The sequence below is a fragment of the Thiomicrospira microaerophila genome, from assembly GCF_023278225.1.
GTDB classification, from domain to species: Bacteria; Pseudomonadota; Gammaproteobacteria; order Thiomicrospirales; family Thiomicrospiraceae; genus Thiomicrospira; species Thiomicrospira microaerophila_A.
On record NZ_CP070959.1, the window covers coordinates 489,880 to 512,166 of the forward strand.

General features: G+C 43.9%; 23 protein-coding genes and 1 tRNA gene. 17 read left to right on the top strand and 7 right to left on the bottom strand.

Annotated features, from left to right (window positions below; translation table 11 throughout):
- The first annotated feature begins 41 nt into the window (after nt 1-41).
- Nucleotides 42-1,793, top strand: coding sequence for a DUF927 domain-containing protein (locus JX580_RS02345; protein ID WP_248851194.1), 1,752 nt, complete (start codon nt 42-44; stop codon nt 1,791-1,793).
- Between the two features lie 186 nt (nt 1,794-1,979).
- Here JX580_RS02345 and JX580_RS02350 read toward each other — a convergent pair whose 3' ends face one another.
- Entirely contained in the window at nt 1,980-2,303 is a 324-nt protein-coding gene (locus JX580_RS02350) for a CCDC90 family protein (protein WP_248851195.1), read from the bottom strand.
- A gap of 78 nt (nt 2,304-2,381) precedes the next feature.
- A complete protein-coding gene (locus JX580_RS02355; protein ID WP_248851196.1) occupies nt 2,382-2,966 on the bottom strand; it encodes a recombinase family protein in 585 nt (194 codons plus the stop codon).
- A 206-nt stretch (nt 2,967-3,172) separates the two neighbouring features.
- Between JX580_RS02355 and JX580_RS02360 the strand changes: the two genes are divergently transcribed.
- On the top strand, nt 3,173-3,334 hold the full coding sequence (locus JX580_RS02360) for a hypothetical protein (protein WP_248851197.1): 162 nt from the start codon (nt 3,173-3,175) through the stop codon (nt 3,332-3,334).
- 38 nt (nt 3,335-3,372) lie between these two features.
- Nucleotides 3,373-3,504: a hypothetical protein gene (locus JX580_RS11905; RefSeq protein ID WP_283103596.1), complete on the top strand. Its 132-nt coding sequence runs from the start codon at nt 3,373-3,375 to the stop codon at nt 3,502-3,504.
- Nucleotides 3,505-4,426: 922 nt separating this feature from the next.
- Here the strand turns inward: JX580_RS11905 and ung are convergent.
- Together ung and pdxH are read right to left on the bottom strand one after the other, a co-directional pair.
- On the bottom strand, nt 4,427-5,113 hold the full coding sequence (gene ung / locus JX580_RS02365) for a uracil-DNA glycosylase (protein ID WP_248851198.1): 687 nt from the start codon (nt 5,111-5,113) through the stop codon (nt 4,427-4,429).
- A 9-nt stretch (nt 5,114-5,122) separates the two neighbouring features.
- Nucleotides 5,123-5,770 (bottom strand): pyridoxamine 5'-phosphate oxidase, encoded by a 648-nt coding sequence (gene pdxH / locus JX580_RS02370; protein WP_248851199.1) that lies wholly within the window; start codon nt 5,768-5,770, stop codon nt 5,123-5,125.
- A 168-nt stretch (nt 5,771-5,938) separates the two neighbouring features.
- Between pdxH and parE the strand changes: the two genes are divergently transcribed.
- From parE to ychF, 7 genes are all read left to right on the top strand, one after another.
- Nucleotides 5,939-7,825 carry a DNA topoisomerase IV subunit B gene (gene parE, locus JX580_RS02375; protein ID WP_248851200.1) on the top strand — a complete coding sequence of 629 codons (1,887 nt, stop codon included), beginning with the start codon at nt 5,939-5,941 and terminating at the stop codon, nt 7,823-7,825.
- Complete coding sequence (locus tag JX580_RS02380; RefSeq protein WP_248851201.1) at nt 7,825-9,528, top strand: tetratricopeptide repeat protein; 1,704 nt, start codon at nt 7,825-7,827, stop codon at nt 9,526-9,528. The genes parE and JX580_RS02380 overlap by 1 nt, the downstream gene beginning before the upstream one ends.
- 100 nt (nt 9,529-9,628) lie before the next feature.
- Nucleotides 9,629-9,703: transfer RNA gene (locus JX580_RS02385), tRNA-Gln, on the top strand.
- A gap of 49 nt (nt 9,704-9,752) precedes the next feature.
- Nucleotides 9,753-10,712 (top strand): ribose-phosphate pyrophosphokinase, encoded by a 960-nt coding sequence (locus tag JX580_RS02390; RefSeq protein ID WP_248851202.1) that lies wholly within the window; start codon nt 9,753-9,755, stop codon nt 10,710-10,712.
- 168 nt (nt 10,713-10,880) lie between these two features.
- Nucleotides 10,881-11,462, top strand: coding sequence for a 50S ribosomal protein L25/general stress protein Ctc (locus JX580_RS02395; protein ID WP_248851203.1), 582 nt, complete (start codon nt 10,881-10,883; stop codon nt 11,460-11,462).
- 32 nt (nt 11,463-11,494) lie between these two features.
- A complete protein-coding gene (gene pth / locus JX580_RS02400) occupies nt 11,495-12,079 on the top strand; it encodes an aminoacyl-tRNA hydrolase (protein WP_248851204.1) in 585 nt (194 codons plus the stop codon).
- 24 nt (nt 12,080-12,103) lie between these two features.
- Nucleotides 12,104-13,195, top strand: a complete 1,092-nt coding sequence (ychF, locus tag JX580_RS02405) for a redox-regulated ATPase YchF (protein ID WP_248851205.1) — start codon at nt 12,104-12,106, stop codon at nt 13,193-13,195.
- On the opposite strand, the gene JX580_RS02410 is transcribed toward ychF, so the two are convergent.
- On the bottom strand, nt 13,192-13,617 hold the full coding sequence (locus JX580_RS02410; protein WP_248851207.1) for a GNAT family N-acetyltransferase: 426 nt from the start codon (nt 13,615-13,617) through the stop codon (nt 13,192-13,194). The two genes, ychF and JX580_RS02410, sit on opposite strands and share 4 nt — an antisense overlap.
- On the opposite strand from JX580_RS02410, the gene JX580_RS02415 reads away from it, so the two are divergent.
- Entirely contained in the window at nt 13,616-14,230 is a 615-nt protein-coding gene (locus tag JX580_RS02415) for a tRNA-uridine aminocarboxypropyltransferase (protein ID WP_283103597.1), read from the top strand. The two genes, JX580_RS02410 and JX580_RS02415, sit on opposite strands and share 2 nt — an antisense overlap.
- Nucleotides 14,231-14,272: 42 nt before the next feature.
- Here JX580_RS02415 and JX580_RS02420 read toward each other — a convergent pair whose 3' ends face one another.
- On the bottom strand, nt 14,273-16,639 hold the full coding sequence (locus tag JX580_RS02420; RefSeq protein ID WP_248851209.1) for an Rne/Rng family ribonuclease: 2,367 nt from the start codon (nt 16,637-16,639) through the stop codon (nt 14,273-14,275).
- Between the two features lie 630 nt (nt 16,640-17,269).
- Here JX580_RS02420 and JX580_RS02425 point away from each other — a divergent pair.
- Entirely contained in the window at nt 17,270-18,211 is a 942-nt protein-coding gene (locus JX580_RS02425) for an RluA family pseudouridine synthase (protein WP_248851210.1), read from the top strand.
- Nucleotides 18,204-18,860, top strand: coding sequence for an HAD family hydrolase (locus tag JX580_RS02430; RefSeq protein WP_248851211.1), 657 nt, complete (start codon nt 18,204-18,206; stop codon nt 18,858-18,860). The genes JX580_RS02425 and JX580_RS02430 overlap by 8 nt, the downstream gene beginning before the upstream one ends.
- Here the strand turns inward: JX580_RS02430 and JX580_RS02435 are convergent.
- Nucleotides 18,811-19,437 carry a Maf family protein gene (locus tag JX580_RS02435; protein WP_248851212.1) on the bottom strand — a complete coding sequence of 209 codons (627 nt, stop codon included), beginning with the start codon at nt 19,435-19,437 and terminating at the stop codon, nt 18,811-18,813. The two genes, JX580_RS02430 and JX580_RS02435, sit on opposite strands and share 50 nt — an antisense overlap.
- Before the next feature lie 76 nt (nt 19,438-19,513).
- Between JX580_RS02435 and JX580_RS02440 the strand changes: the two genes are divergently transcribed.
- Genes JX580_RS02440 through JX580_RS02455 form a run of 4 tightly spaced genes read left to right on the top strand, consistent with a single transcriptional unit; the run spans nt 19,514 to nt 22,286 of the window.
- Nucleotides 19,514-20,029 (top strand): YceD family protein, encoded by a 516-nt coding sequence (locus JX580_RS02440; protein ID WP_248851214.1) that lies wholly within the window; start codon nt 19,514-19,516, stop codon nt 20,027-20,029.
- Between the two features lie 56 nt (nt 20,030-20,085).
- Nucleotides 20,086-20,262 carry a 50S ribosomal protein L32 gene (gene rpmF, locus JX580_RS02445; protein ID WP_248851215.1) on the top strand — a complete coding sequence of 59 codons (177 nt, stop codon included), beginning with the start codon at nt 20,086-20,088 and terminating at the stop codon, nt 20,260-20,262.
- A 6-nt stretch (nt 20,263-20,268) separates the two neighbouring features.
- Nucleotides 20,269-21,309, top strand: a complete 1,041-nt coding sequence (gene plsX, locus JX580_RS02450; protein WP_248851217.1) for a phosphate acyltransferase PlsX — start codon at nt 20,269-20,271, stop codon at nt 21,307-21,309.
- Nucleotides 21,309-22,286, top strand: coding sequence for a beta-ketoacyl-ACP synthase III (locus JX580_RS02455; RefSeq protein ID WP_283103598.1), 978 nt, complete (start codon nt 21,309-21,311; stop codon nt 22,284-22,286). The genes plsX and JX580_RS02455 overlap by 1 nt, the downstream gene beginning before the upstream one ends.
- The last annotated feature ends 1 nt before the right edge of the window (nt 22,287 follow it).

The window sequence follows — 22,287 nt, forward strand, 5'->3', positions numbered from 1 at the left end:
GTTAAAGGCCACCAAGGGGCTGGAATCGTGTGATATTGATTATGCTAAGGCACAAGCTAGGCCATAAGGAATTAAGCGCCCCCGCCTTGCCCCACGGCTTTCATTTTGATAATGACGGCAATCTAATCTACAAAGACCCGGCAGCCGATGAACCAACACCCATAAGAGTTTGTTCAAAACTTGAAGTTACCGCGATCACTTGCGATGAAAATTATATGAACTATGGCCGGGCGTTGGAGTTTAAAGACCCGTTAGGCAAGCTTAAAAAATGGGTTATGCCAATGAACATGTTGGCAGGCCGTGGCGATGCGTTGCACGGTATTTTATTGGATATGGGGCTAAAAGGCTTAACGAGTAGCAAGGCCAAAACCCTATTGGCTAATTATCTGCATGATTGCCAAGGTTCAAAAGTTGCCACCTGCGTTTTTAAAACGGGTTGGTTTGATGATGCCTATGTGTTGCCGGGTGAAACCATTGGCGACAACCCCGACAAGCCGATCATGTTTCAGACTGAAAACCCGCTATTGGTAAACTTTGAACAAAAGGGCATGCTAGAAGCTTGGCAACGCGATGTTGCCAGCTTTGCGGTGAATAACAGCCGTATTTGCTTTGCGATCAGCACCGCCTTTACAGCGCCCCTGCTTAGTTTGTTTGGTATCGAGGGGGGCGGTTTTCATTTAAGGGGTGAATCATCAAAAGGTAAAACGATTGCATTGTATGCGGCGGGGAGCGTTTGGGGTAGTCATAAGCGTAAACGCATGTGGCGCGCCACGTCAAACGGTTTAGAGTTTACCGCGTTTAGTCACAATGATTCATTGTTATGCCTTGATGAAATGGGGGAAATGAGTCCAAAGGAAATAGGCGCAACGGTTTACATGCTGGCGAATGGTCAGGCCAAACAGCGGGCTAATGATATTCGGTTAAAAGAATGGCGGTTGTTGTTCCTATCAACCGGTGAATTGGATTTAAAATCCGCTATGGCGGCGGCTGGGGATACCACCAAGGCAGGCCAAGAGGTGCGTATGCTGGATATTGAAGCCGTTTGCGGTGAATATGGGGTGTTTGATACCTTGTTACCCGGCTTTGAAAGTAGTAAAGAGCAAGCCGAGGCCTTGCACCATAATACCAGCCTTAATTATGGCGTGGCGGGGGTGGAGTTTATCAAGCGCTTTATTGCACAGCGTGAACGCGCTAGCTTGCTGTTTAGAACCATGCGTGAACACTTTACACAAAGCTTAACGCCCCCGAATGCCAACAGCCAAGTTTCACGCGCTATTAATCGCTTTGCGATTGTCGCGGCGGGGGGTGAAGTAGCCACCGAACTAAATATAACCGGCTGGAAGCCGGGGGAAGCCTATGAGCGGGTAAGGGATTGTTTTTATAACTGGCTTAACAACCTAGAAAGCGCCAACCAGTCACGCGAGGAGGTGCAAGCGATCAGCAATGTAAGGGGCTTTATTGAACGTTATGGCAGCGGGCGTTTTGAAAGCCTTAACCGTGTTGAAGATGACCACGCCCCGAAAACAATAGACCGAGCGGGTTGGGTAGGTACAACCCCAGCGGGTTCAGAGGTGTTTTATTTTTTCGCACCGGAATATTTTAAAAAAGAGGTGTGTAACGGGCTGGATTATCGGCTAGTGTTGAAAACGCTTAAAAACCACGGCTACCTATTAACAGAATCCGGCGGTAAAACCGAGCGATTGCAGTATCGTGGCTTGAACATTGGGGGCGGGCAAAAAATGAACGTGTACGCCGTCAATTCTAAAATATTGGGGCATGGGGGTGAACACTAAACAGAACCGCTAGCCGATCACCCCAGCCAGCTAACATAATGCGCCCTAGTGGCGCTTTTTGTTTAAAGGAGGGCAAGCAATAGGATAGCGGCCACAGTGACAACCAACACGCCCTTTAATGCCCCTGTAAAACATGAAAAAAGAAATGAAAGCATAAACAAGCCTTATCGGATAGGTTAGCGAGATTTAAAGGCCAAAGAGGTATTTAATCGCCACAGTAACCGCAATACCAACCACCAAGCCAATCCCCCATTTTAAAACCCGTAAATCCGCGTTTATTTGCGCCATGTCTTGCTTAATGTGCGTTTGTTCGGTTCTTATGGCCTGCGTATCGGCTTTAATTTCTTCTTTGGCTTTGAATAAATCTGCCTTGGTTGCCAGCTGATTTTCAGCAAATTCATTAAAAACAATCTTGTTTTGTTCGGCCAAGGCCTCGGCTTGCTCCGTGGTGAAGCCTTTGGCTTCAAGGGCTTTGGCATATTGGAGCGTATCAAATGTAAGCAGTGACATAACAAACCCTTATTTCTATGTTTTGTATTGGGGTAAATGATACCCCAGTTAATCTATTGAGCAAACTAAAATCAGCTTTTAAGCCGTTGCGATCTGGTCAAGGATATATTCACCATCCCGGATTTTATAAACGGTGTGGCGGCTTATTTTGTAATCCGCTGATAGTTTAGCCATAGTGACACCCATTTTTATTTTTTCCTGTATTTCTAAAACTTGGTTTTGGGTTAGGGCTGGCTTTCTACCCTTATACACGCCCTTGGCTTTGGCGTTGGCGATGCCCTCCGCTTGGCGCTCCTTGATTAGGGCGCGTTCAAATTGGGCTATAGAACCCAATATATTGAGCATTAACTCATTTACATGGTTTGCTTTGTCTTGCTTAAACTCTAGGTTTTCTTTGATGAACCGAACGGCCACGCCTTTAGCCGTTAGCGTGGCGATCAGGCTGTTTAAGTCCTGTAGGCTTCTTGCCAGGCGATCAATGCTATAAACCAGCAAGGTATCACCCTCACGGACAAATTCAATACAGGCTTTAAGCTGGGGGCGTTGTGTATCCCTTGCACTTGCCTTTTCTTCAAATGTTTTATCAAGGGTGTAACCCTCAAAGGTTTGGCGTTCGGTGTTTTGGTTTTCACTTGAAACGCGAATGTATGCGATGTTTGCCATATTGCCCCCTAGGGTTTGATAAATTTTAACAATGTATATTTAGACTATAGGCATAGTATACATTTAAAAATGTGTTTATCAAGGGTTTGTTTTAGGTATTAATCAACATTTACTAAAAAATGTCTAAAACCTTAAATATACATTAAAGGCCAAACAACCACCCCAGCCGAACAGATCAGGCCTGATACGTTAGGGCAGTAAACCGTTTGCCGTTGATGCGGTTGTTGTGTGTCGAGCGTGTGGCGGTGAATGGATTGGGGCGTGTTGCTGGCTTGGTTGTGTTGGCTGGTATGGCCGTTACCCGCTTTGGTGGTGTAGCCGGTGCGATCACCCCAGCAAACCACCCCAGCCAATCAGATCAGGCCTGATACGTTAGGGCGGTAAAGCGCTTGCCGTTGATGCGGTTGTGTCGTGTCGAGCGTGTGGCGGTGAATGGATTGGGGGCGTGTTGCTGGTTGGTATGGCTGTTACCCGCTTTGGTGGTGTAGCCGGTGCGATCAACCCAGCCAACCACCCCAGCCAATCAGATCAGGTCTGATACGTTAGGGCGGTAAACCGTTTGCCGTTGATGCGGGTGTGTCGTGTCGAGTGTTCGGGCGTGTCGAGTGTATGGCGGCGGTTTGGCCTTTGCCAAAGAATTAACCCCGCGCGCCAAAATGGGAGTTTTTGCGGGTCCCTCCGCAACAGTTTCTACTGCGGGTCAGCACGAGCGCGAAACCACTCTAGTTAAGCTATTGATTTTATAGGCAACAATCCAAGGTGAAGGAAAAATAAGCCCGCCTTTTAACTTCTTTTTGTTGCATTGAACAAAAGGAATTAATGAAAAGAACAAAACGCCAACCCCACTAACCCCACTGCAACCCCATTAGACAAAAACAGCGCCAACCCGCATGGATAAAGGCCAACCCCACTAACCCCACTAACCCCATTAAAAAATATATACTGTTACAAAAAAATCAGGATTTATATTTTTTTCACCCCGTGTCAGTGTTGCAAGGTACTTTCTAGCCTGCTTTGGTTGCGGGTACGTAGAGCCGCGCTTTCCCGCTAGCGCTAGATTTTTTTTACTGCTTAACTTTTTGATTTATTGGGGGGGTGTTAAGCGGTCCGATCAGGCAGCCGCCCCCAGCAATACCAGCATTCACCAAGCGAAAAGCCAGCGGGTTGATGGCGCGCGCGGGTATTTCCTTTGGCAAAGCCAAAGCGGGTTATTTTGTGTGTAATATTATGCTTGTGTAGTATAACCAGTTGATTATTAAATGATTGTGTTGTCCGTGCGGTTCTTGTATTAGCAAAAAACCAAAACGACTAACATAGCGGGTAACGTTGTGGGTAATATGTGAGTTTTTCTATATAAGTAGTTGGTTATTAATTGATTTTTAAGTCCCCGCTATCCGCCATCAATTTTTAATGCTCTGATTTCTATTTAGAGTTTCTTTTCTATATCTTGTTTTCATTGGTTAGTTTATCGGCAGTTGCCAGTCTATCGGTATTATTTTATGTTCTGTTAGGTATTGGTTTGTCTTTGAGAAGGGCTGGCTGCCAAAAAAACCCCGATAAGCTGATAGTGGCGAAGGGTGTGGGCTGGTAATAACCAAATGCTTTTGACGATTAATTAATGCTCCTTTTTTTTGCGCGTATCCTCCCCAGAGTATAAAAACTAAGTTTTCTCGTTGATCATTGAGTTTTTTAATAATCTGGTCGGTGAAACTTTCCCAGCCTTGATTTTGGTGTGAATTTGCTTTGTTTGCTTCTACTGTTAGTACTGAGTTGAGCAGTAATACGCCTTGTTGTGCCCAGGGAAGAAGATGACCGCTGTGGCGGTTGTCTATTCCCATGTCGTCTAAAAGTTCTTTGTTGATATTTTGTAAAGATTTTGGAAGCGGGCGAACATCGGGGAGTACAGAAAAACTTAAGCCATGCGCATGACCGGGTGTCGGGTAGGGGTCTTGGCCAAGGATGACGACCTTGACCTGCTCAAATGGGGTGGTATTAAGTGCATTAAACCAAAGATTTGCATTGGGTAGGATAGTTTTTCCTGCTTGTTTCTCTGCAAGCAGGAATGCCTTTAGTTTTTGCATTGGTTCGGCTATAAAGAGTGCTTCAAGTTGTTTTAACCAGCTTGCTTCAAGTTTTACCTCAGACATGTTTTTTACCTATGGGCAAAGGCGTCTGGATAACCAGGCCTGGTTGGGTTGCTTGCTAAAACTTAAGCGGTCATGAAGCCGATTAGGGCGACCTTGCCAGAACTCGATGTAATCGGGTTTTAAGTAATATCCCCCCCAGTGATCGGGGCGTGGAACAGGCTTGTCTTTAAATTGATTCTTGGCCTGCTCCATGCGTTGTTCAAGTTCTTCTCTGCTTGCTACGGTTTGGCTTTGTTGTGAGATGTAGGCGCCAAGCTGGCTATCTTTAGGGCGGCTCTGAAAGTAGCTGTCTGACGCTTCAGAAGTCATTTTATCAATCAGACCCTCTACTCTAACTTGGCGTTCAAGTTGTGGCCAAAAGAAGGTTAGCGCCCCGCTTGGATTAAGTCCAACTTGTACTCCTTTATCGCTGGCATAATGGGTATAAAAAACAAAGCCTTGTTCATTGAACGCTTTTAATAACACAATTCGCGAATGGGGTCTGTTTAATTGATCTACAGTTGAAAGCGTCATGGCGGTAGGTTCATCTACTTTTTTTTCAAAAGCATCATCCATCCACTGTTGGAATAGGATAAGTGGATTATGTTGTAGAAATTCATCACTTAGAGCGCCCATTTCATAACTTTGGCGATGCGCATGGTAGTCACGGTTTGGCATGTTTTTTCCTCATGGATTGTAGGTATTAGTTATCAAATAGTATCATAGTTCAAAAATTGAATCTTTGTGTTGATTGTGGAGTTTGTCTTTACATTGATTCAAGTCTTACCAATAATAGTTGTTAAATTAGCAAATTGTCCGATTAGCCTGGTTGTTGAAGGAGTCAGCGTGAGTCAAACATATAATTCGTCTGAGATTGAAGTTTTAACGGGATTAGATCCGGTAAGAAAACGCCCGGGGATGTATACCGACACTACGCGCCCAAATCATTTAGCGCAAGAGGTAATTGATAACAGTGTTGATGAGGCGATTGCGGGCTATGCTAGTGAAATAACCGTGACGCATTATGTTGATGGTTCTATTAGTGTCGAAGACAATGGACGGGGTATGCCGGTTGATATCCATCCTGAAGAGGGAGTGCCAGGTGTTGAAGTAATTATGACTCGTTTGCATGCTGGCGGTAAGTTTTCCAACAAGGCTTATCAATTCTCAGGCGGTTTGCATGGTGTCGGCATTTCAGTCGTTAATGCTTTGTCTAAAAGGGTCGAGATTCAAATTAAACGTGAAGGACATATTCATAAAATAGCTTTTGCGCAGGGTGGGGTGATTGAACCGCTTGAGGTGGTCGGCAAGGTGGGTAAGAAGAATACCGGCACTTGGTTAAGGTTTTGGCCTGACAGCCGCTTTTTTGATACCCCTAAATACGCACTCTCTCGCCTGAAGCATTTATTACGTGCCAAAGCAGTATTATGTTCGGGTTTAACAATTAATTTCAGTGATGAGGTTTCAGGTGAATCATTAAGCTGGTTTTATGAAGATGGGTTACGGGATTATTTAAACCAAGCGCTAGAGGGGGTGGAATATTTGCCATCGGATGGTTTTGTTGGCAGTCTAACGTCTGAAAATGAATCGGTGGACTGGTCATTGGCCTGGTTGACTGAAGCGGCTGAAGCGCCTAATGAAAGTTATGTTAACTTAATTCCAACTCCACAGGGGGGAACCCATGTCAATGGTTTGCGTCAAGGTGCTACTGATGCAGTACGTGAGTTTTGTGAGTTTCGTAATCTGATCCCGCGTGGTGTCAAACTTTCACCGGATGATGTTTGGCAAAACGTTGCTTTTGTATTGTCTGCTAAAGTGCGTGAACCGCAGTTTGCTGGTCAAACTAAAGAACGCTTATCATCACGAGAATGTGTTCCATTTATTTCAGGTGCGGTAAAAGATAGTTTGAGTTTATGGCTTAACCAGCACACTGAAGTGGCCGAAAAAATTGCTGAGTTAGCCATTAACAATGCACAGGTACGTAATAAAAAATCGCGCCAAGTAGCGCGAAAAAAGATAACGACTGGCCCCGCTTTGCCAGGTAAACTAGCGGATTGTACTGAAACGGATTTAGGGCTAACCGAATTGTTTTTGGTTGAGGGTGATTCAGCTGGCGGCTCTGCAAAACAGGCACGCGATAAACGTTTTCAGGCAATTATGCCGTTAAGAGGCAAGATACTTAACACTTGGGAAGTGGATGCAGGGCAAATTTTAGCGTCTCAAGAAGTGCATGATATCAGTGTTGCAATAGGGGTCGATCCCGCTTCGGATGACCTATCAGGTTTGCGCTATGGAAAGATTTGTATCCTTGCTGATGCTGACTCTGACGGAGCTCATATTGCAACCTTGATTTGTGCTTTGTTTGTCAGACACTTTCCAAAGCTAGTTGAAAATGGTCATGTTTATGTTGCGATGCCCCCGCTTTATCGTATTGATGTGGGTAAACAGGTGTTTTATGCATTAGATGAGGATGAGCGGCGGGGCGTTTTGGATCGAATTCAGGCTGAAAAAATATCGGGTAAAGTTCAGGTTACTCGATTTAAGGGGTTGGGTGAGATGAATCCACTTCAGTTGCGAGAAACCACGATGCTGCCTCAAACGCGGCGATTAGTGCAATTAATGTTGGAAAGCGAAACCAGTTTGCCTATCATGGATATGATGTTGGCAAAAAAGCGAGCTGCTGACCGTAAAGCCTGGTTGGAACAAAAAGGCGATTTAGCCGAGGTGGTCTAGTGAAAAATATTCAGAAATTGTTACTGTTAGCTTTGCTGTTGGGTTTGGTAGGCTGTTCGCACTTATCTAAACCATCTGCGCTTTCAGGGGAAAAGAAAAGCAATTATCAGCAAGTTAAGCTTGAGCCTGCTTTAATGTTCGAGTTGTTGTTAGGCGAAATGCTTGCTGAGCGTGGTGATGCATTCAGTGCCTATAATCTTCTATTTCCTATCGCACAGCGAACGCAGGATGTTCGTTTAGCTGAAAGAAGCTTTCAGTTAGCTATGTCAGCAGGGTTTGCTGAAGGCATCGAACAAAGTGCATTGCTCTGGCGCTCGCTTGATCCCATGCAAGCCTCAGCTTGGCGTGCTGGTTATTTGATGGCTTTACGACATGGTAATCTTGATGCTGCACTTGATCTGTGGCAATCCTACAGAAAAGTCTCAGATGTTGATTTGGAGGATGAACTTAAAAATGCTTCGGCACAAGTTGTTCAAACCGCGGATCAAGAAACAGCGATAGCCTTTTTTAAAGCTTTAATGCAGCTTTATCCGAATGAATGGTCGGCGGGTTTTGGCTTGGCTTACGTCGCAAATCATCATCAACAGCCTTTGTTAGCAGTTGAGACTTTAGAACAGGTTGCTGAGCGGCTTGAAGTGCCGCTTGAAGTTTATTTTGCACTAGCCAATCTTTATGTTGAACAAGATTTAACTTCAAGGGGGCTGGCTTTTTTGGCTGATTTTATTCGTGAAAACCCAGAGCAGTGGATGATGCAGGAGCGTTATGCAAGGCTTGAAGTAAAAGCAGAGGCTTATCAAAGCGCAAAATTACGTTACCAAAAAATTGTTGAATCTAACCCTCGCGCTTTCACTTCTTTGCTGTCCTTGGCGCTGTTACAGCTAGAGTTGAATGAATATCAAGCGGCTGAAAAAGGGTTTAATACCCTATTAAATGTCGATGGTTATCGTGATGTGAGTTATTACTATCTGGGTGTGATTTCACAAAATAATCAGGAGTTTAAACAGGCTCTCCATTACCTAAAGCAGGTTGCGCAACCAAACTACTATCTTGATGCTAATCTATTAATCGCACAAATTTTGGTTAAAATCGAAGGTTTGCAGCAGGGTTTAGATCATTTGCAAGCTCTTAAGCCTTTAACTCGAGAAGAGCAGGTAAGGGTTTTGCGAGCTCAAGGAATTTTTTACAGTCAATTTAGTTTATGGCAGTCGGCATTAGATTACTATCAGCAAGCACTCGCGTTGGCACCGGATGAATTGTCGATTAACTTTTCAATGGCAATGGTTTTGTATGAGTTAAAAAAGTTTGACGAGTATGAGCGCTTAGTGAAGGAGTTAGTGCAACGTTATCCGAATGAACCGGATGTGCTCAATGCCATGGGCTATTTTTATGTTGAAAGGAATATCCGACTTGATGAAGCCGAAGAGTTGTTGGATCGTGCCTTAGCTATTGATCCAAATCGTTATCACATTTTAGACAGCCGAGGTTGGTTAGCCTATCAGCGTGGGGATTATGATCAAGCTGAGCATTATTTGCAAAGAGCTTGGTCTTTGCAAAAAGATGACGAAGTACTTATTCATCTTGTCAAAACAAAATGGGCTCAAGGAAAGCAGGAAAAGGCGAAAACCTTGTGGAATAAATATGCGCCACTGTTTCCAGATAATAATGTCTTACAAAGACTAATCAATGACTTAGTGAATAATTAAGCTTGAACCAAGGTTTTTATTTTAAAAAAAGTTTAAAAATGGCTTGAACTTTTTTTAAAACCTTGGATAATACGCACCTGTCTTAACGACAGAGATTTATTGGGCCGTAGCCAAGCGGTAAGGCAGCGGGTTTTGATCCCGTCATGCGAAGGTTCGAATCCTTCCGGCCCAGCCATCTCATCTTAATTCCCCAAATTCTTTATCCTCGACAGGAGTTGCCATTAATGGCTAAGAAAAATGTCATGATATTTGCGGGAAATGCAAATGTCACTCTTGCAGAGAACATATCCCTGTATCTTGATCAGCCCCTCGGAAAAGCAAACGTTGGCCGTTTTAGTGACGGCGAAATTATGGTAGAGATCACTGAGTCTGTTCGTGGTCGTGACGTGTATGTTTTGCAACCCACCTGTACACCTGAGCCTGCAGTAAATCTGATGGAAATGTTGGTAATGATCGATGCATTAAAGCGTGCTTCAGCTAAGCGTATTACTGCTGTAGTGCCTTACTATGGTTTTGCACGCCAGGATCGTCGACCTCATTCAGCGCGGGTACCGATTACGGCACGTCTAGCGGCTGATATGATTACGGTAGCGGGGGCAGATCGTATGATTACGGTTGATTTGCACTCTGATCAAATTCAGGGCTTTTTCGATATTCCTGTTGATAACATCTATGCCTCACCCGTTCTAGTAGAAGATATGGAAAAGGTGCTTGATATTTCAAACGCGACCGTAGTTTCACCGGACGTTGGTGGGGTTGTGCGTGCCCGTGCTGTGGCTAAAGCACTTAATGCTGAATTAGCTATTATTGACAAACGCCGGCCAAAGGCCAATGTTTCTCAGGTAATGCACGTTATTGGTGATGTAAAAGATCGTGACTGCATTATTGTTGATGACATGGTCGATACCGCAGGTACTTTATGTAAAGCGGCTGCCGCTTTGATTGAAAATGGTGCTAGAAGCGTTACCGCCTATGTTACGCATGCGGTTTTATCTGGTCCTGCGGTTGAGAATATTCGTAAATCAGTATTAAAAGAACTGGTTGTTACTGATACGATCCCTCAGTCAGTTGATGCGATGGAGTGTGATAAGATTCGTCAGGTAACTATGGCGAATATTCTAGGTGAGACGATACGTCGTGTGAATAATGAAGAGTCTGTAACGGCACTCATGCCAGAAGTTTAATAATTCCAGTCCTTGATTAAAGCCGTTTATAGCCAGCATGGGTTGTAAACGGCTTTTTTGTTTGTGTTTTTGTTCCATAACCAGTATAATCCGCGCTTTCTTTTGTCTGGTCGCGGACAAAAGCTTGTTTAATGGGAATGCTTGTTCCCGCAATTTGGAGTAATCACTATGAGTGAAGTTTGGACAGCAGAAGCCCGTGGGGCTGAGGGGAAAGGTGCGAGCCGCCGCCTTCGTCATGCGGGTAAAGTACCGGGAATTATCTACGGTGCGAACAAAGATGCAATTTCAGTAACCTTTGATGCAAACTTTGTAAAAAAAGCCCTAGTTAATATTGATGCTTATAACTCAGTGTTAACTGTAGATGTTAAAGGTGGCGATCAAGAGCGTGTTGTAATCAAAGACATGCAGCGTCATCCGGCACGTGCAGATGTTATGCATTTAGATCTTCAACGTGTTAATGATGATTCGCGTATTACCAAGCATGTGCCCATTAAGTTTGTAGGTGCGGCTAAAGCACCGGGTGTGAAGTTGGGTGGTATGATGACCTTCTTCCAGAAAACTGTTGAATTGCGTTGTGCAGCTAAAGATTTACCTAAAGCAGTAGAAATTGATGTTTCTGCTATGGAAGCAGGTGAAAACTTACGTTTATCTGACTTGAAAATGCCTGAAGGCGTTCAAGTGGTTGCATTGTTGCATGGTAACTCTGATTATGACCAAGCTGTGGTCGGTATCGGTAAAGTAAGACGCTAAGTTTTTAGCGTTTAATACAGGAACCCGCGTTTATGTCTTCTGTTCAGCTTATTGTCGGTCTAGGTAATCCTGGCGAACAATACGAGCAGACCCGACATAACGCGGGTTTTTGGTTTGTGGAGGAAATTGCGCGTCAGTACCAAGCGGTGTTTCGTCCAGAGGCCAAATTTTTTGGTGAGCTTGCTAAAATTCAAGTTGGTCAGTACCAGGCCTGGTTGTTAAAACCGGCAACCTTTATGAATCGGTCGGGTCAATCCATTCAGGCTCTAGCTAAATTTTATCGGCTTGCTCCAGATCAAATTTTGGTTGCGCATGATGAGCTAGATCTGCCTGTCGGGGTTGCTAAACTAAAAACCGGCGGCGGGCATGGTGGGCATAATGGTTTGCGTGATACCATTGCCGCACTGGGCACTCCTAATTTTCATCGTTTACGTTTGGGTATAGATCATCCAGGTGATCGCCATCAAGTAGTTAATTATGTTCTTAAAGCGCCTGCTAAAATCGAACGAGAATCAATAGATGAAGCGATATATCAGTCAGCACGAGTTCTGTCCGAGGTTTTAAATGGGGATTGGGCTAAGGCGATGAATCAGCTTCATACCAAACCTGTCAAATAATAGCGTGTTTAAAAGGAATGAGTTATGGGAATTAAATGTGGCATTGTTGGCTTGCCAAATGTAGGGAAATCTACGCTTTTTAATGCATTGACGAATGCAGGCATTGAGGCTCAAAACTATCCTTTTTGCACTATTGAACCTAATGTTGGCATCGTGCCTGTACCGGACATTCGACAAGATAAATTAGCTGAGATTGTAAAGCCTCAGCGAATTATGCCGGCAACAATGGAGTTTGTTGATATTGCCGGATTGGTAGAAGGCGCGTCAAAAGGCGAAGGCTTGGGTAATAAGTTTTTGGCAAACATCCGTGAAACAGACGCGATTGCTCAGGTTGTGCGTTGTTTCGAAAACGATGATATTGTTCATGTTGCAGGTAAGATTTCTCCGTTGGATGATATTGATGTGATTAATACCGAGCTGGTATTAGCAGATATGGAGTCGATTGATAAAGCGATTCTAAAGGTACAGAAGGTTGCTAAAAGTGGCAATAAAGAGGCGGTTGCGCGTTTAGCTGTGCTGCAAAAAGTGTCGGCTGAAATTGCAGAAGGCAAGTTGGTGCGTAATGTAGACTTATCTCCGGAAGAGAAGGCTGAGCTTTATGATTTACATTTATTAACCATCAAACCGATGATGTATATTGCCAATGTTAATGAAGACGGTTTTGACGATAATCCTTATTTGGAGGCCGTTGAAAAGCTTGCTGAAGAGCAAGGTGCGGTTGTAGTCCCTGTTTGTGCAGCGATTGAATCTGAAATTGCCGAGCTAGATGATGAGGATAAAATGGATTTTCTTCAAGGGATGGGGCTTGAGGAACCAGGTTTAAATCGCGTTATTCGTGCTGGGTATAAATTATTAGGCTTACAAACCTACTTTACCGCCGGTGTACAAGAGGTACGGGCTTGGACGGTTAAAGTCGGTGCTACAGCACCCCAGGCCGCCGGAGTCATACACACTGACTTTGAAAAAGGTTTTATTCGTGCCGAAGTCACTGCTTATGAGGATTATGTGCAATACAAAGGTGAGCAGGGCGCCAAGGAAGTAGGCAAGTTAAGGCTTGAAGGTAAAGAATATATTGTGCAGGATGGCGATGTGATGCACTTTAGATTCAATGTCTAATTTGTTGGGCTCTTGTGAGCCCAGGCCATTAAGCTTGGTTTGGATTTAAGATAGTGTTGGTACTTCTGGTTTAAGTCTGGTTCTAGCTGTTCTGCTTGCCAAGGTATAAAGCCGAGTTTTTGATAAAATAAATGGCGTTTAGGTTCTATAAATCCTACACAATAGCCGCTTGTAAGCTGCGTAATTATAAATTTAACTAAGCCTGTTCCATATCCTTTGCTACGAGCTTCAGGTTCAATATAGAGTCCGCGTAACCAGGCCTGGCTACCAAATCCTTGTATTCTCGCCAGTCCGATGATCTTCTGCTGGTTTTTAACAATAAATGCACGCTCATTTTGATTTGGTAATGAGAGTTTTTGTTGTCTAACAAAGTGTTTAAATGCGTGTTTGTCTGAAGTTTCTAATTCTGTGAACAGTATCATGACCAATCCTAAGCAAAAGAGGGTAAGTTGCGCAACGTGTCAACGGCCATTAAAAACGTGTATTTGTCATTTGATTACCCAGGTTGCTCCTTGTCTAGAGATAGCTATTTTACAACATCCTTCTGAGGTCAGTCAGTCAAAAGGCACGGCCTGGTTGGCGCATCAATGTTTGATTGGCAGCCAGTTATTTATAGGTGAACGGCTTGAGAACTTGCCGGGTTTAGAGAACTGGCTGGCGCAGGGCTCAGTATTTTTGCTCTACCCTGTTGCTCCAAACGACTTTGTTGAGTCGTTTGATGCGCATCGCTTATTGGTCAATTGCGGCGGTACAAATCAAGCTAAACCTAAGGTTCTTGTATTAGATGGTACCTGGCGGAAAACCTACAGAATCCTGCAATCTAATCCAAGTTTACAGGTTTTGCCAAGAGTGTTGCTTACTGCTGAATTAAAAGGGCGGTACCGGATTCGTAAATCTTCAAAGTCAGCTAGTCTTTCGACATTAGAAGCCATTTATGCATTGTTAATGGAGGTTGATCCTGATGGAGATTATCAGGTGTTAATCAATAGTTTTGATGGTTTGATGGATTTATTGGAATCATTTACTCTAAAATAAAAAACCGGCAAGTAAGCCGGTTTTTTATTGATTTAAGCAACGTTAAGGGTTGCTTGGTTTTGAGTCAGTGCTAGACTGCTCCGCTGGAGCCGCTGGAGCCGCTGGAGCCGCTGGAGCCGCTGGAGCCGCTGGAGCCGCTGGAGCCGCTGGAGCCGCTGGAGCCGCTGGAGCCGCTGGAGCCGCTGGAGCCGCTACTGGGCTAGGACTGCTTTCTTTTATTGGTTCTTGATTATTATCTGTGTCACCATTTAGTGTTGCCACGCTTAACGACTCGGCATCACGAGGAGCGCGTCGACGGTTTAGCGAGCTGCGACTATTGTAACGGCTGCGACGTCGTCTTGGTTCACGTTGATCATTGCTATTCGTTGAAGTTGTTTGATCTTTTTCAGTTGAATCAGCCTTAATTGAAGGCTTTTCAATATTTTCTGAAGCTTGTTGAGCTTGCTGAACTGGTTTAACTTCATCTTTTGCTGAACTTGCTTGACGATTTTCAGATCTAGGCTTAGGTGTATCTTTTTTTGCTTCCCTATTGTCATTTCGTTCCGCACGTGAAGAACGTGTTTCGGATTTTTTTGGCTCATGCTTAGCGGGAGTCTGGTCGTTATTTTCTTGGGTGTCATCGTTTGTTCGGCGACGTCCATTGCCTCGACGGCGACTATTGCCTCGACGACTGTTACGTTCGTTGTCTTCCTCACGTTTTTTTGTTTGCGGAGCTTTTGCAGTCGTTTCAGGTTGCTTAAATAACCAATTCCATAATTTTACTAGCAGACCAGGTTCACTTGTGGTGGTAGAGTTTGCAGGCGTAGGCAAAGGAGGGGGTGTGCTAGGCAAGGTATTTTTAAGCGCAGGCTCTTCTTTGTTATGTTGAGCGGATTCGAAGCTAGGTAATTCCTTTTCAATGATGGTTTTTACTTGATAGCTTGTTTCTATTGTATCTGATTCACCGACACGTGAGCGTTCAATAATGTATTGAGGCGTTTCAAGATGTTCATTAGGCACAATTAAAATATGAAGATGATAACGATCTTCAGTTTTGATAATTTGAGCGCGTTTTTCATTAAGAAGGAAGGTTGCAACATCAACGGGTAGTTGAACGGTAATGCGGCGTGTTCCTTCTTTCATGGCCTCTTCTTCAAGTAATCGAAGAAGTGAGAGTGCCAGTGATTCAACCCCACGAATGACACCAACACCTTTACAGCGTGGGCAAACAATTTGACTCGATTCTTCAATTGAAGGACGTAGACGTTGGCGAGACATTTCAAGTAGGCCGAAACGGGATATTTTGCCAATTTGCACGCGCGCGCGATCCGACTTCACCGCATCACGCATTTGATTTTCTACTTCACGTTGGTGGCGAGATGAATGCATGTCAATGAAATCAATGACAACCAATCCCCCTAGATCACGTAAACGCAATTGGCGTGCGATCTCAGTAGCTGCTTCCATGTTGGTATGAAAGGCGGTTTCTTCGATATCCCCACCTTTGGTTGATCGGCTGGAGTTAATATCAATCGCAGTCAATGCTTCGGTAATGTCAATAACAATCACTCCACCCGAAGGGAGGACGACTTCACGCTGATAGGCCGATTCAATTTGTGATTCAATTTGAAAGCGTGTGAAAAGAGGAATTTTGTCTTGGTAGGGTTTAACCTTATTAACCTGTTGTGGCATAACCTGTTGAATGAAGTCACGCGCTCGATAAAAGGTATCCATATCGTCGATAAGTATTTCGCCAATATCCTGACGCAAATAGTCACGAATCGCTAAGGTAACAATGTCCGATTCTTGATGTATTAAAAAGGGCGCAGGTTTTTCTGTCGCAGTTTGTTTAATTGCATCCCAGAGTTGGATCAGGTAGTTAATACCCCATTGTAATTCTTCTTGGCTTTTGTCGACCCCTGCAGTTCTAACAATCAGCCCCATGCTATCAGGGATATCAATGTTTTTCAGGGTATCGCGCAGACTGCTTCGATCATCACCATCTATACGTCGAGAAATGCCACCAGCTTTCGGGTTGTTGGGCATCATAACAACATAGGGCCCAGCAAGTGTAATTTGTGTTGTTAGTGCGGCACCCTTGTTGCCTCTTTCCTCTTTTTGTACTTGAATAATAATCTCTTGGCCTTCTTTTAACACTTGGTTAATCGATAGGTTGTGGTCAGTTTGACCGTTTGGATAGTATTCTTCAGCGACTTCTTTGAATGGTAGAAACCCGTGGCGGTCAGCCCCATAATCAACAAATGCGGCTTCTAGACTAGGTTCAATGCGGGTAACGGTGCCTTTGTAAATATTTGCTTTTTTCTTTTTTTGTTGGGGTGTTTCAATGTCTAGGTCGTAGAGGGTTTGGCCATCGACCAGCGCAACTCTGAGCTCTTCAGCTTGGGTGGCGTTAATGAGCATTCTTTTCATGCTGTTCTCTTTGTAAGCTTGGGGCCAAAATGAAAACAGTAACAAAATAGCGGAAGGATAAGGGGAAAGAGTTAAACCAGACGTCTTGTTAGATAGATCCTAAATGCCATGCGAATTACTCTGAACCTTTATGTACCGGTTGAGAGTTAAATGTTCGCAGTTTTAATGGATAGAACTATTTAACTTTTTTCTCGAGCTTAGCCTTTTGTGCTGCACTAAGCTCTTAGTCTAAAAGGCTTACTCGGATAGGCTAATTGTTGTCAGCTGCTATCTGGCAGGTAAGCCATATTTATAATGGGTCTTCTTTTCTCTGATCATCAACGCTAACGTTGACTCACATTTAATAACGTCTTACATCCTTAGTTTTGGCTGCGCTGTTCAGTGAGTTATGGGTTAGGTTTCGTTTATTTTATTATTGTTTTTAAGTTTTTAGCCAGTTAATAAAATGGGTTTACTTCGCAATTAATGCGGAAAATCTGTTCGCTGGTGTTTGATTAAAATAAAACTTATCCAGCCTGCGCAATATAGCACCGCTTTATCTTAGGTGCAATCATAAACCGTGTGAGATTTGTACATTTTAAAAGTGCTTTCCGATAGAATGCGCGAAAAGACAAGTTAAAGTGAGTGTTTATGTCAAAGGTTAGGTTTTTAGAAGTGACTTCTGAAGAGGTTGGGCAGCGTTTAGATAATTTCTTGCTTAAGCACTTGCGTAAAGTTCCAAAGATGCTGGTTTATAGAATTATTCGTAAGGGAGAAGTGCGTGTAAATAAAGGCCGTGCTCAGCCCAGTCAGCGTTTGGTACTGGGTGATTTGGTCCGTGTGCCACCGGTTGCTATGGCTGAATCCGGCGAAGTTGTCACGCCACCGAAAACCCAGCAAGACAAGATTGAGGGATTAATCCTTTATGAAGACGATGATCTGTTGGTGATTAACAAGCCTTCTGGTATGGCCGTGCATGGAGGTAGTGGTGTCAGTTGGGGGTTGGTTGAATTGGTGCGTAACCTGCGTGAAGATGCTCGTAGGGTTGAGCTGGTGCACCGTTTGGATCGTGATACCTCAGGCGCTATTATCTTGGCAAAGAAAATGTCTGCACTTAGGAGTCTGCATGAGCAGATTCGACAAGATCAAGTGGAAAAACGTTATGTAACACTGTTAGCGGGTCAATGGCCAAAAGCTAAACAAAAAGTTGATCTTCCTTTATTGAAAAATACTCTGCGGTCAGGGGAGCGTATGGTTGAAGTCTCGCCTGACGGTAAGCCTTGTCTGAGTTACTTTTTTCTTCAGCAGCAATTTAAGGATGCGGCTTTAATGGAGGTTAAGTTGGTGACCGGGCGAACTCATCAAATTAGAGTGCATGCGCGGGCACAAGGCTGTCCAGTGATTGGTGACGAGAAGTATGGTTTTGATGAGGTGAATAAGTTATTTAAGGAATGGGGGATGGCGCGTTTAGCCTTGCATGCAAAACGCTTGGTGTTTAAGCAGCCTTCCACACAGCAAACCATTGAGATTGAAGCGCCTTTGTTCGGTGATTTTACTCGAATAATAAAAAGATTGGAGCAAGAGGGTGATTAGTAGGTTTAAAGCAGTTATTTTTGATTGGGATGGTACCTTGATGAACTCCGAGGCGAGGATTGTATCTGCGATACAGTTTGCTGCCAAACAATGCGGTCTTCCAGTATTACCTCATCATCAGTCTAAACAAATTATAGGTTTGAGTTTGGATCGTGCCATCAGTCAACTTTACCCTAATGCTGAACTAGATCAGGTTGCGAAAATGGCGCAAGCTTATACCCAGCATTTTTTATATGAATCAGCGATTGAGATGCAGCCCTATGAAGGTGCAGAAGTGTTACTTGATTCACTTAAGCAGGCCGGTTTTATGTTGGCCGTTGCGACAGGTAAAAGTAGAAAAGGGTTGGATGAGGTATTGGATAAATCCGGTTTTGGCTATTATTTTCACATCACACGTACGCCTGTAGAGTCGGCGTCTAAGCCAGATCCGCTTATGCTGAAACAAATTCTTGAGTACTTTGATTTAAAGGCAGAACAGGCTTTAATGGTAGGGGATACCACCTTTGATATGCAAATGGCGCAAGCGATCGGTATGCCAAGGGTGGCATTAAGCCATGGCGTACACGAGCTCGAGCGCTTGCAGTCTTTTGACCCTTTAGTTAGTTTTGATCATCTTGCCGAGTTGCAAGCTTGGCTATTGGCAAGCTAATACCTATTTGATCCAAAAGCTGAGTAAGCATAATAAGTGGTAGGCCGATCAAAGCGTTTGGGTCTTGAGTTTGAATGCGGTTAAATAAACAAACCCCTAAACCCTCTGACTTGAAACTTCCTGCGCAGTCATAGGGTTGCTCGGCCATTAGATAGTTGTGAATTTGTGTATCACTGAGCTGGCGAAATTCAACCAGAGTGGTATCCATTGCTGATAGATATGTTTGATCCGCAGGGTTGTAGACAGCCAGTCCGGTATAAAAAACAATGGTTTGGCCTGACTGGTTTTTGAGTTGATTAAACGCAGATTGATAATTGCCTGCTTTGCCAATGGCTTGTTCGTTTAGGCTAGCGGTCTGGTCAGATGCAATAACGATGGCGTCGGGTTGTTGCTTAGCGACGGCTTTAGCCTTGTTAAGTGAGAGCCGCATGACCATCTGCTCAATGGTTTCGCTAGGGTATTTCGTTTCATCGACGTTCGGTGCTAAGGATTTGAAGTTTAAACCTAATTTTGTTAAAAGTTGTTGTCGATAGATTGAACTGGAGGCAAGAATAATGGTTGGTATATTTGTTGTCATGGTTTGGGCTCCGGAATCCATAAAAAATTGCGTAAAATTTTGACAGAAATCAATTCAAGAGGTATGATTCGCGGCTATGTTTGAAAAAATTCCAGATTTAATTGATCCTGTTCAGTGTGCTGAACATAATAGGCGCTTTAAAGGGGCTGTCAAGCAGTCTGATCTAAAACGATTGCATAATCAATTAGTCAGGTCAGATGGCTTAATCGAAGTTGATATCGTGTTTAGGCGACATCCTAAGCTAAAGTCACCTATGTTTATACTGAAGGTGTGGACATTGCTTTGTCTTGAGTGTCAGCGTAGCCTTGAGCCATTTATGTATGAAGTGGGTACGGAAACCTCAGGCGTTTTTGTGCAAAGCTTAGCTTTAGCAGAGGACTTGTCTGAAGATGTTGAGGTTTATGAATTACCTGATGGCAAGATTTCAACCTATGAATTGATTGAGGAAGAGGTTTTGCTTGCCATTCCTATGGTGCCTAAACAGGATGAAGAATCGATAGCATGGCGACCAGGTTTGGCTTCTGAAGAGCCTGAAGCCCTTCAGGAAGAAAAGCCTAACCCGTTTGCAATGCTACAACAATTGAGAACTTAATCGGTCGTTATTGACTGAAATTATTTATTTTTGCGTGTTTATTTAGGAGAAATCACATGGCTGTTCAACAGAACAAAAAATCACCCTCAAAGCGTGGAATGCGTCGTTCACATGACGGTTTAACTGCAGCGGCTATCACCGTTGACGTTACAACTGGCGAGCTTCACCGTCGTCACCACGTTACGGCAGACGGTTATTACAAAGGCAAAAAAGTCGTTCAAGACAAGGCATAATTTACCTTGAAAATTACACTGTCTATCGATGCAATGGGCGGTGACCATGGTGTTAAGGTCACTGTTCCAGCAGTGGTTGAAGCACTCAACACCTTTGAAGATATGCATATCATCCTTGTTGGAGATGAAACTCTTCTCCAACAAGCTATCAGCGAAGCCAAGTTTACTTCTGACCGGTTATCCATTCACCATGCTGATCAGGTTGTGGAAATGGATGAGTTACCCTCCAATGCCCTGCGAAACAAAAAGCAATCATCAATGAGATTGGCTTTAAATCTTGTCAAGCAAAATGAAGCTCAGGCTTGTGTCAGTGCGGGTAATACGGGTGCTTTAATGGCCACGGCTAAATTTGTATTAAAAACCCTTCCAGGTATTTATCGTCCTGCTATTTGTACATCTATGCCAACTACTCAAGGCCATGTTTATATGCTTGACTTGGGTGCAAATGTCGGTGCTGATGGTGAAAGCCTTGCTCAGTTCGCCATTATGGGCTCAATATTGGCCAGTTCACTCGATAATAATCCAAATCCAACCGTGGGTTTGTTGAATATCGGTGAGGAGGAAATGAAGGGGCATGATCGAATTAAATTGGCTCAGCAAATTCTTCGCCACACTTCAATTAACTACAAGGGTTATGTTGAAGGTGATGATATTTACCAAGGTAAAGTAGATGTTGTGGCTTGTGACGGCTTTGATGGCAACATTGCACTCAAGGCGTCTGAAGGTGTAGCAAAAATGATTTCGTTTTACCTTAAACAGGCTTTTACGCGAAATCTTTTTACTAAGCTGATAGGTTTGATGGCGATGCCGGTACTAAAATCTTTTAAAGAAAAGGTTGATCCACGTCGTTATAATGGGGCTTCGTTCCTAGGTCTACAAAAAATTGTGATTAAGAGTCACGGTGGTGCAGATAGTTTTGCTTTTTTTCATGCCATCAAACAAGCGCGTCTAGCGGTGATTAATAATGTCCCGGAGCGTATAGAGTCTAAGGTGTCTGAATTGCTTGAATCGCAATACGAGCCCAAGTTGAAAGAAGAACGGGTCTAATGTCTGAAAAAATATATAGTCGAATTATCGGTACAGGGCGCTACCTGCCTGAAAAAATACTCACAAATCAAGATTTAGAATCTATGGTTGAAACCAGTGATCAGTGGATTCGTGAGCGGACGGGTATCGAGCAGCGCCATATTGCTGCTGAAGGTCAAACTACCTGTGATTTGGCTGAGAAAGCAGCAAGAAATGCGATTGAGATGGCGGGTGTTGATGTGCAAACAATCGATATGATTGTTTTTGCAACCACTACTCCTGACAAGGTTTTTCCAAGTACAGCCTGTTTATTGCAGCAAAGATTGGGTATTCGTGGCTGTCCCGCATTTGACATTCAAGCGGTGTGTACTGGTTTTGTGTATGCAGTGAGTGTGGCGGACCAATTTATTAAAACGGGTATGGCAAAGCGTGTCTTGGTTGTCGGCGCGGAAACCTTATCACGGATTACCAACTGGCAAGACCGTAGCACCTGTATTTTGTTTGGCGATGGGGCGGGTGCGGTGATATTTGAAGCTTCATCGGAAACCGGTATCCTTTCTACCCATATTCATGCTGATGGCCAATATGAAGAGTTATTGCATGTGCCCTCTGGGCCTTCAAAGTTGCCGCTTACCGACGACATTGCTGAAAGAACCATGTCTATGAAGGGCAACGAGGTATTTAAAGTTGCGGTGAATACCTTGAGCCGCATTGCGAATGAAACTTTGTCTGCGAATAATATGACCAAAGAACAAGTGGATTGGTTGGTACCTCATCAGGCTAATTTACGCATTATTAGTGCAACTGCAAAGAAGTTAGGTTTAACTGATGATCAGGTTGTGGTGACGGTTAATAAGCATGCGAACACTTCAAGTGCATCTGTTCCAATGGCGCTGGATGAAGCAGTGCGTGACGGTAGAATTCAACGTGGGCAGATAGTGTTGATGGAGGCCTTTGGCGGCGGCTTCACTTGGGGTTCAGCCTTAATCAAATACTAAA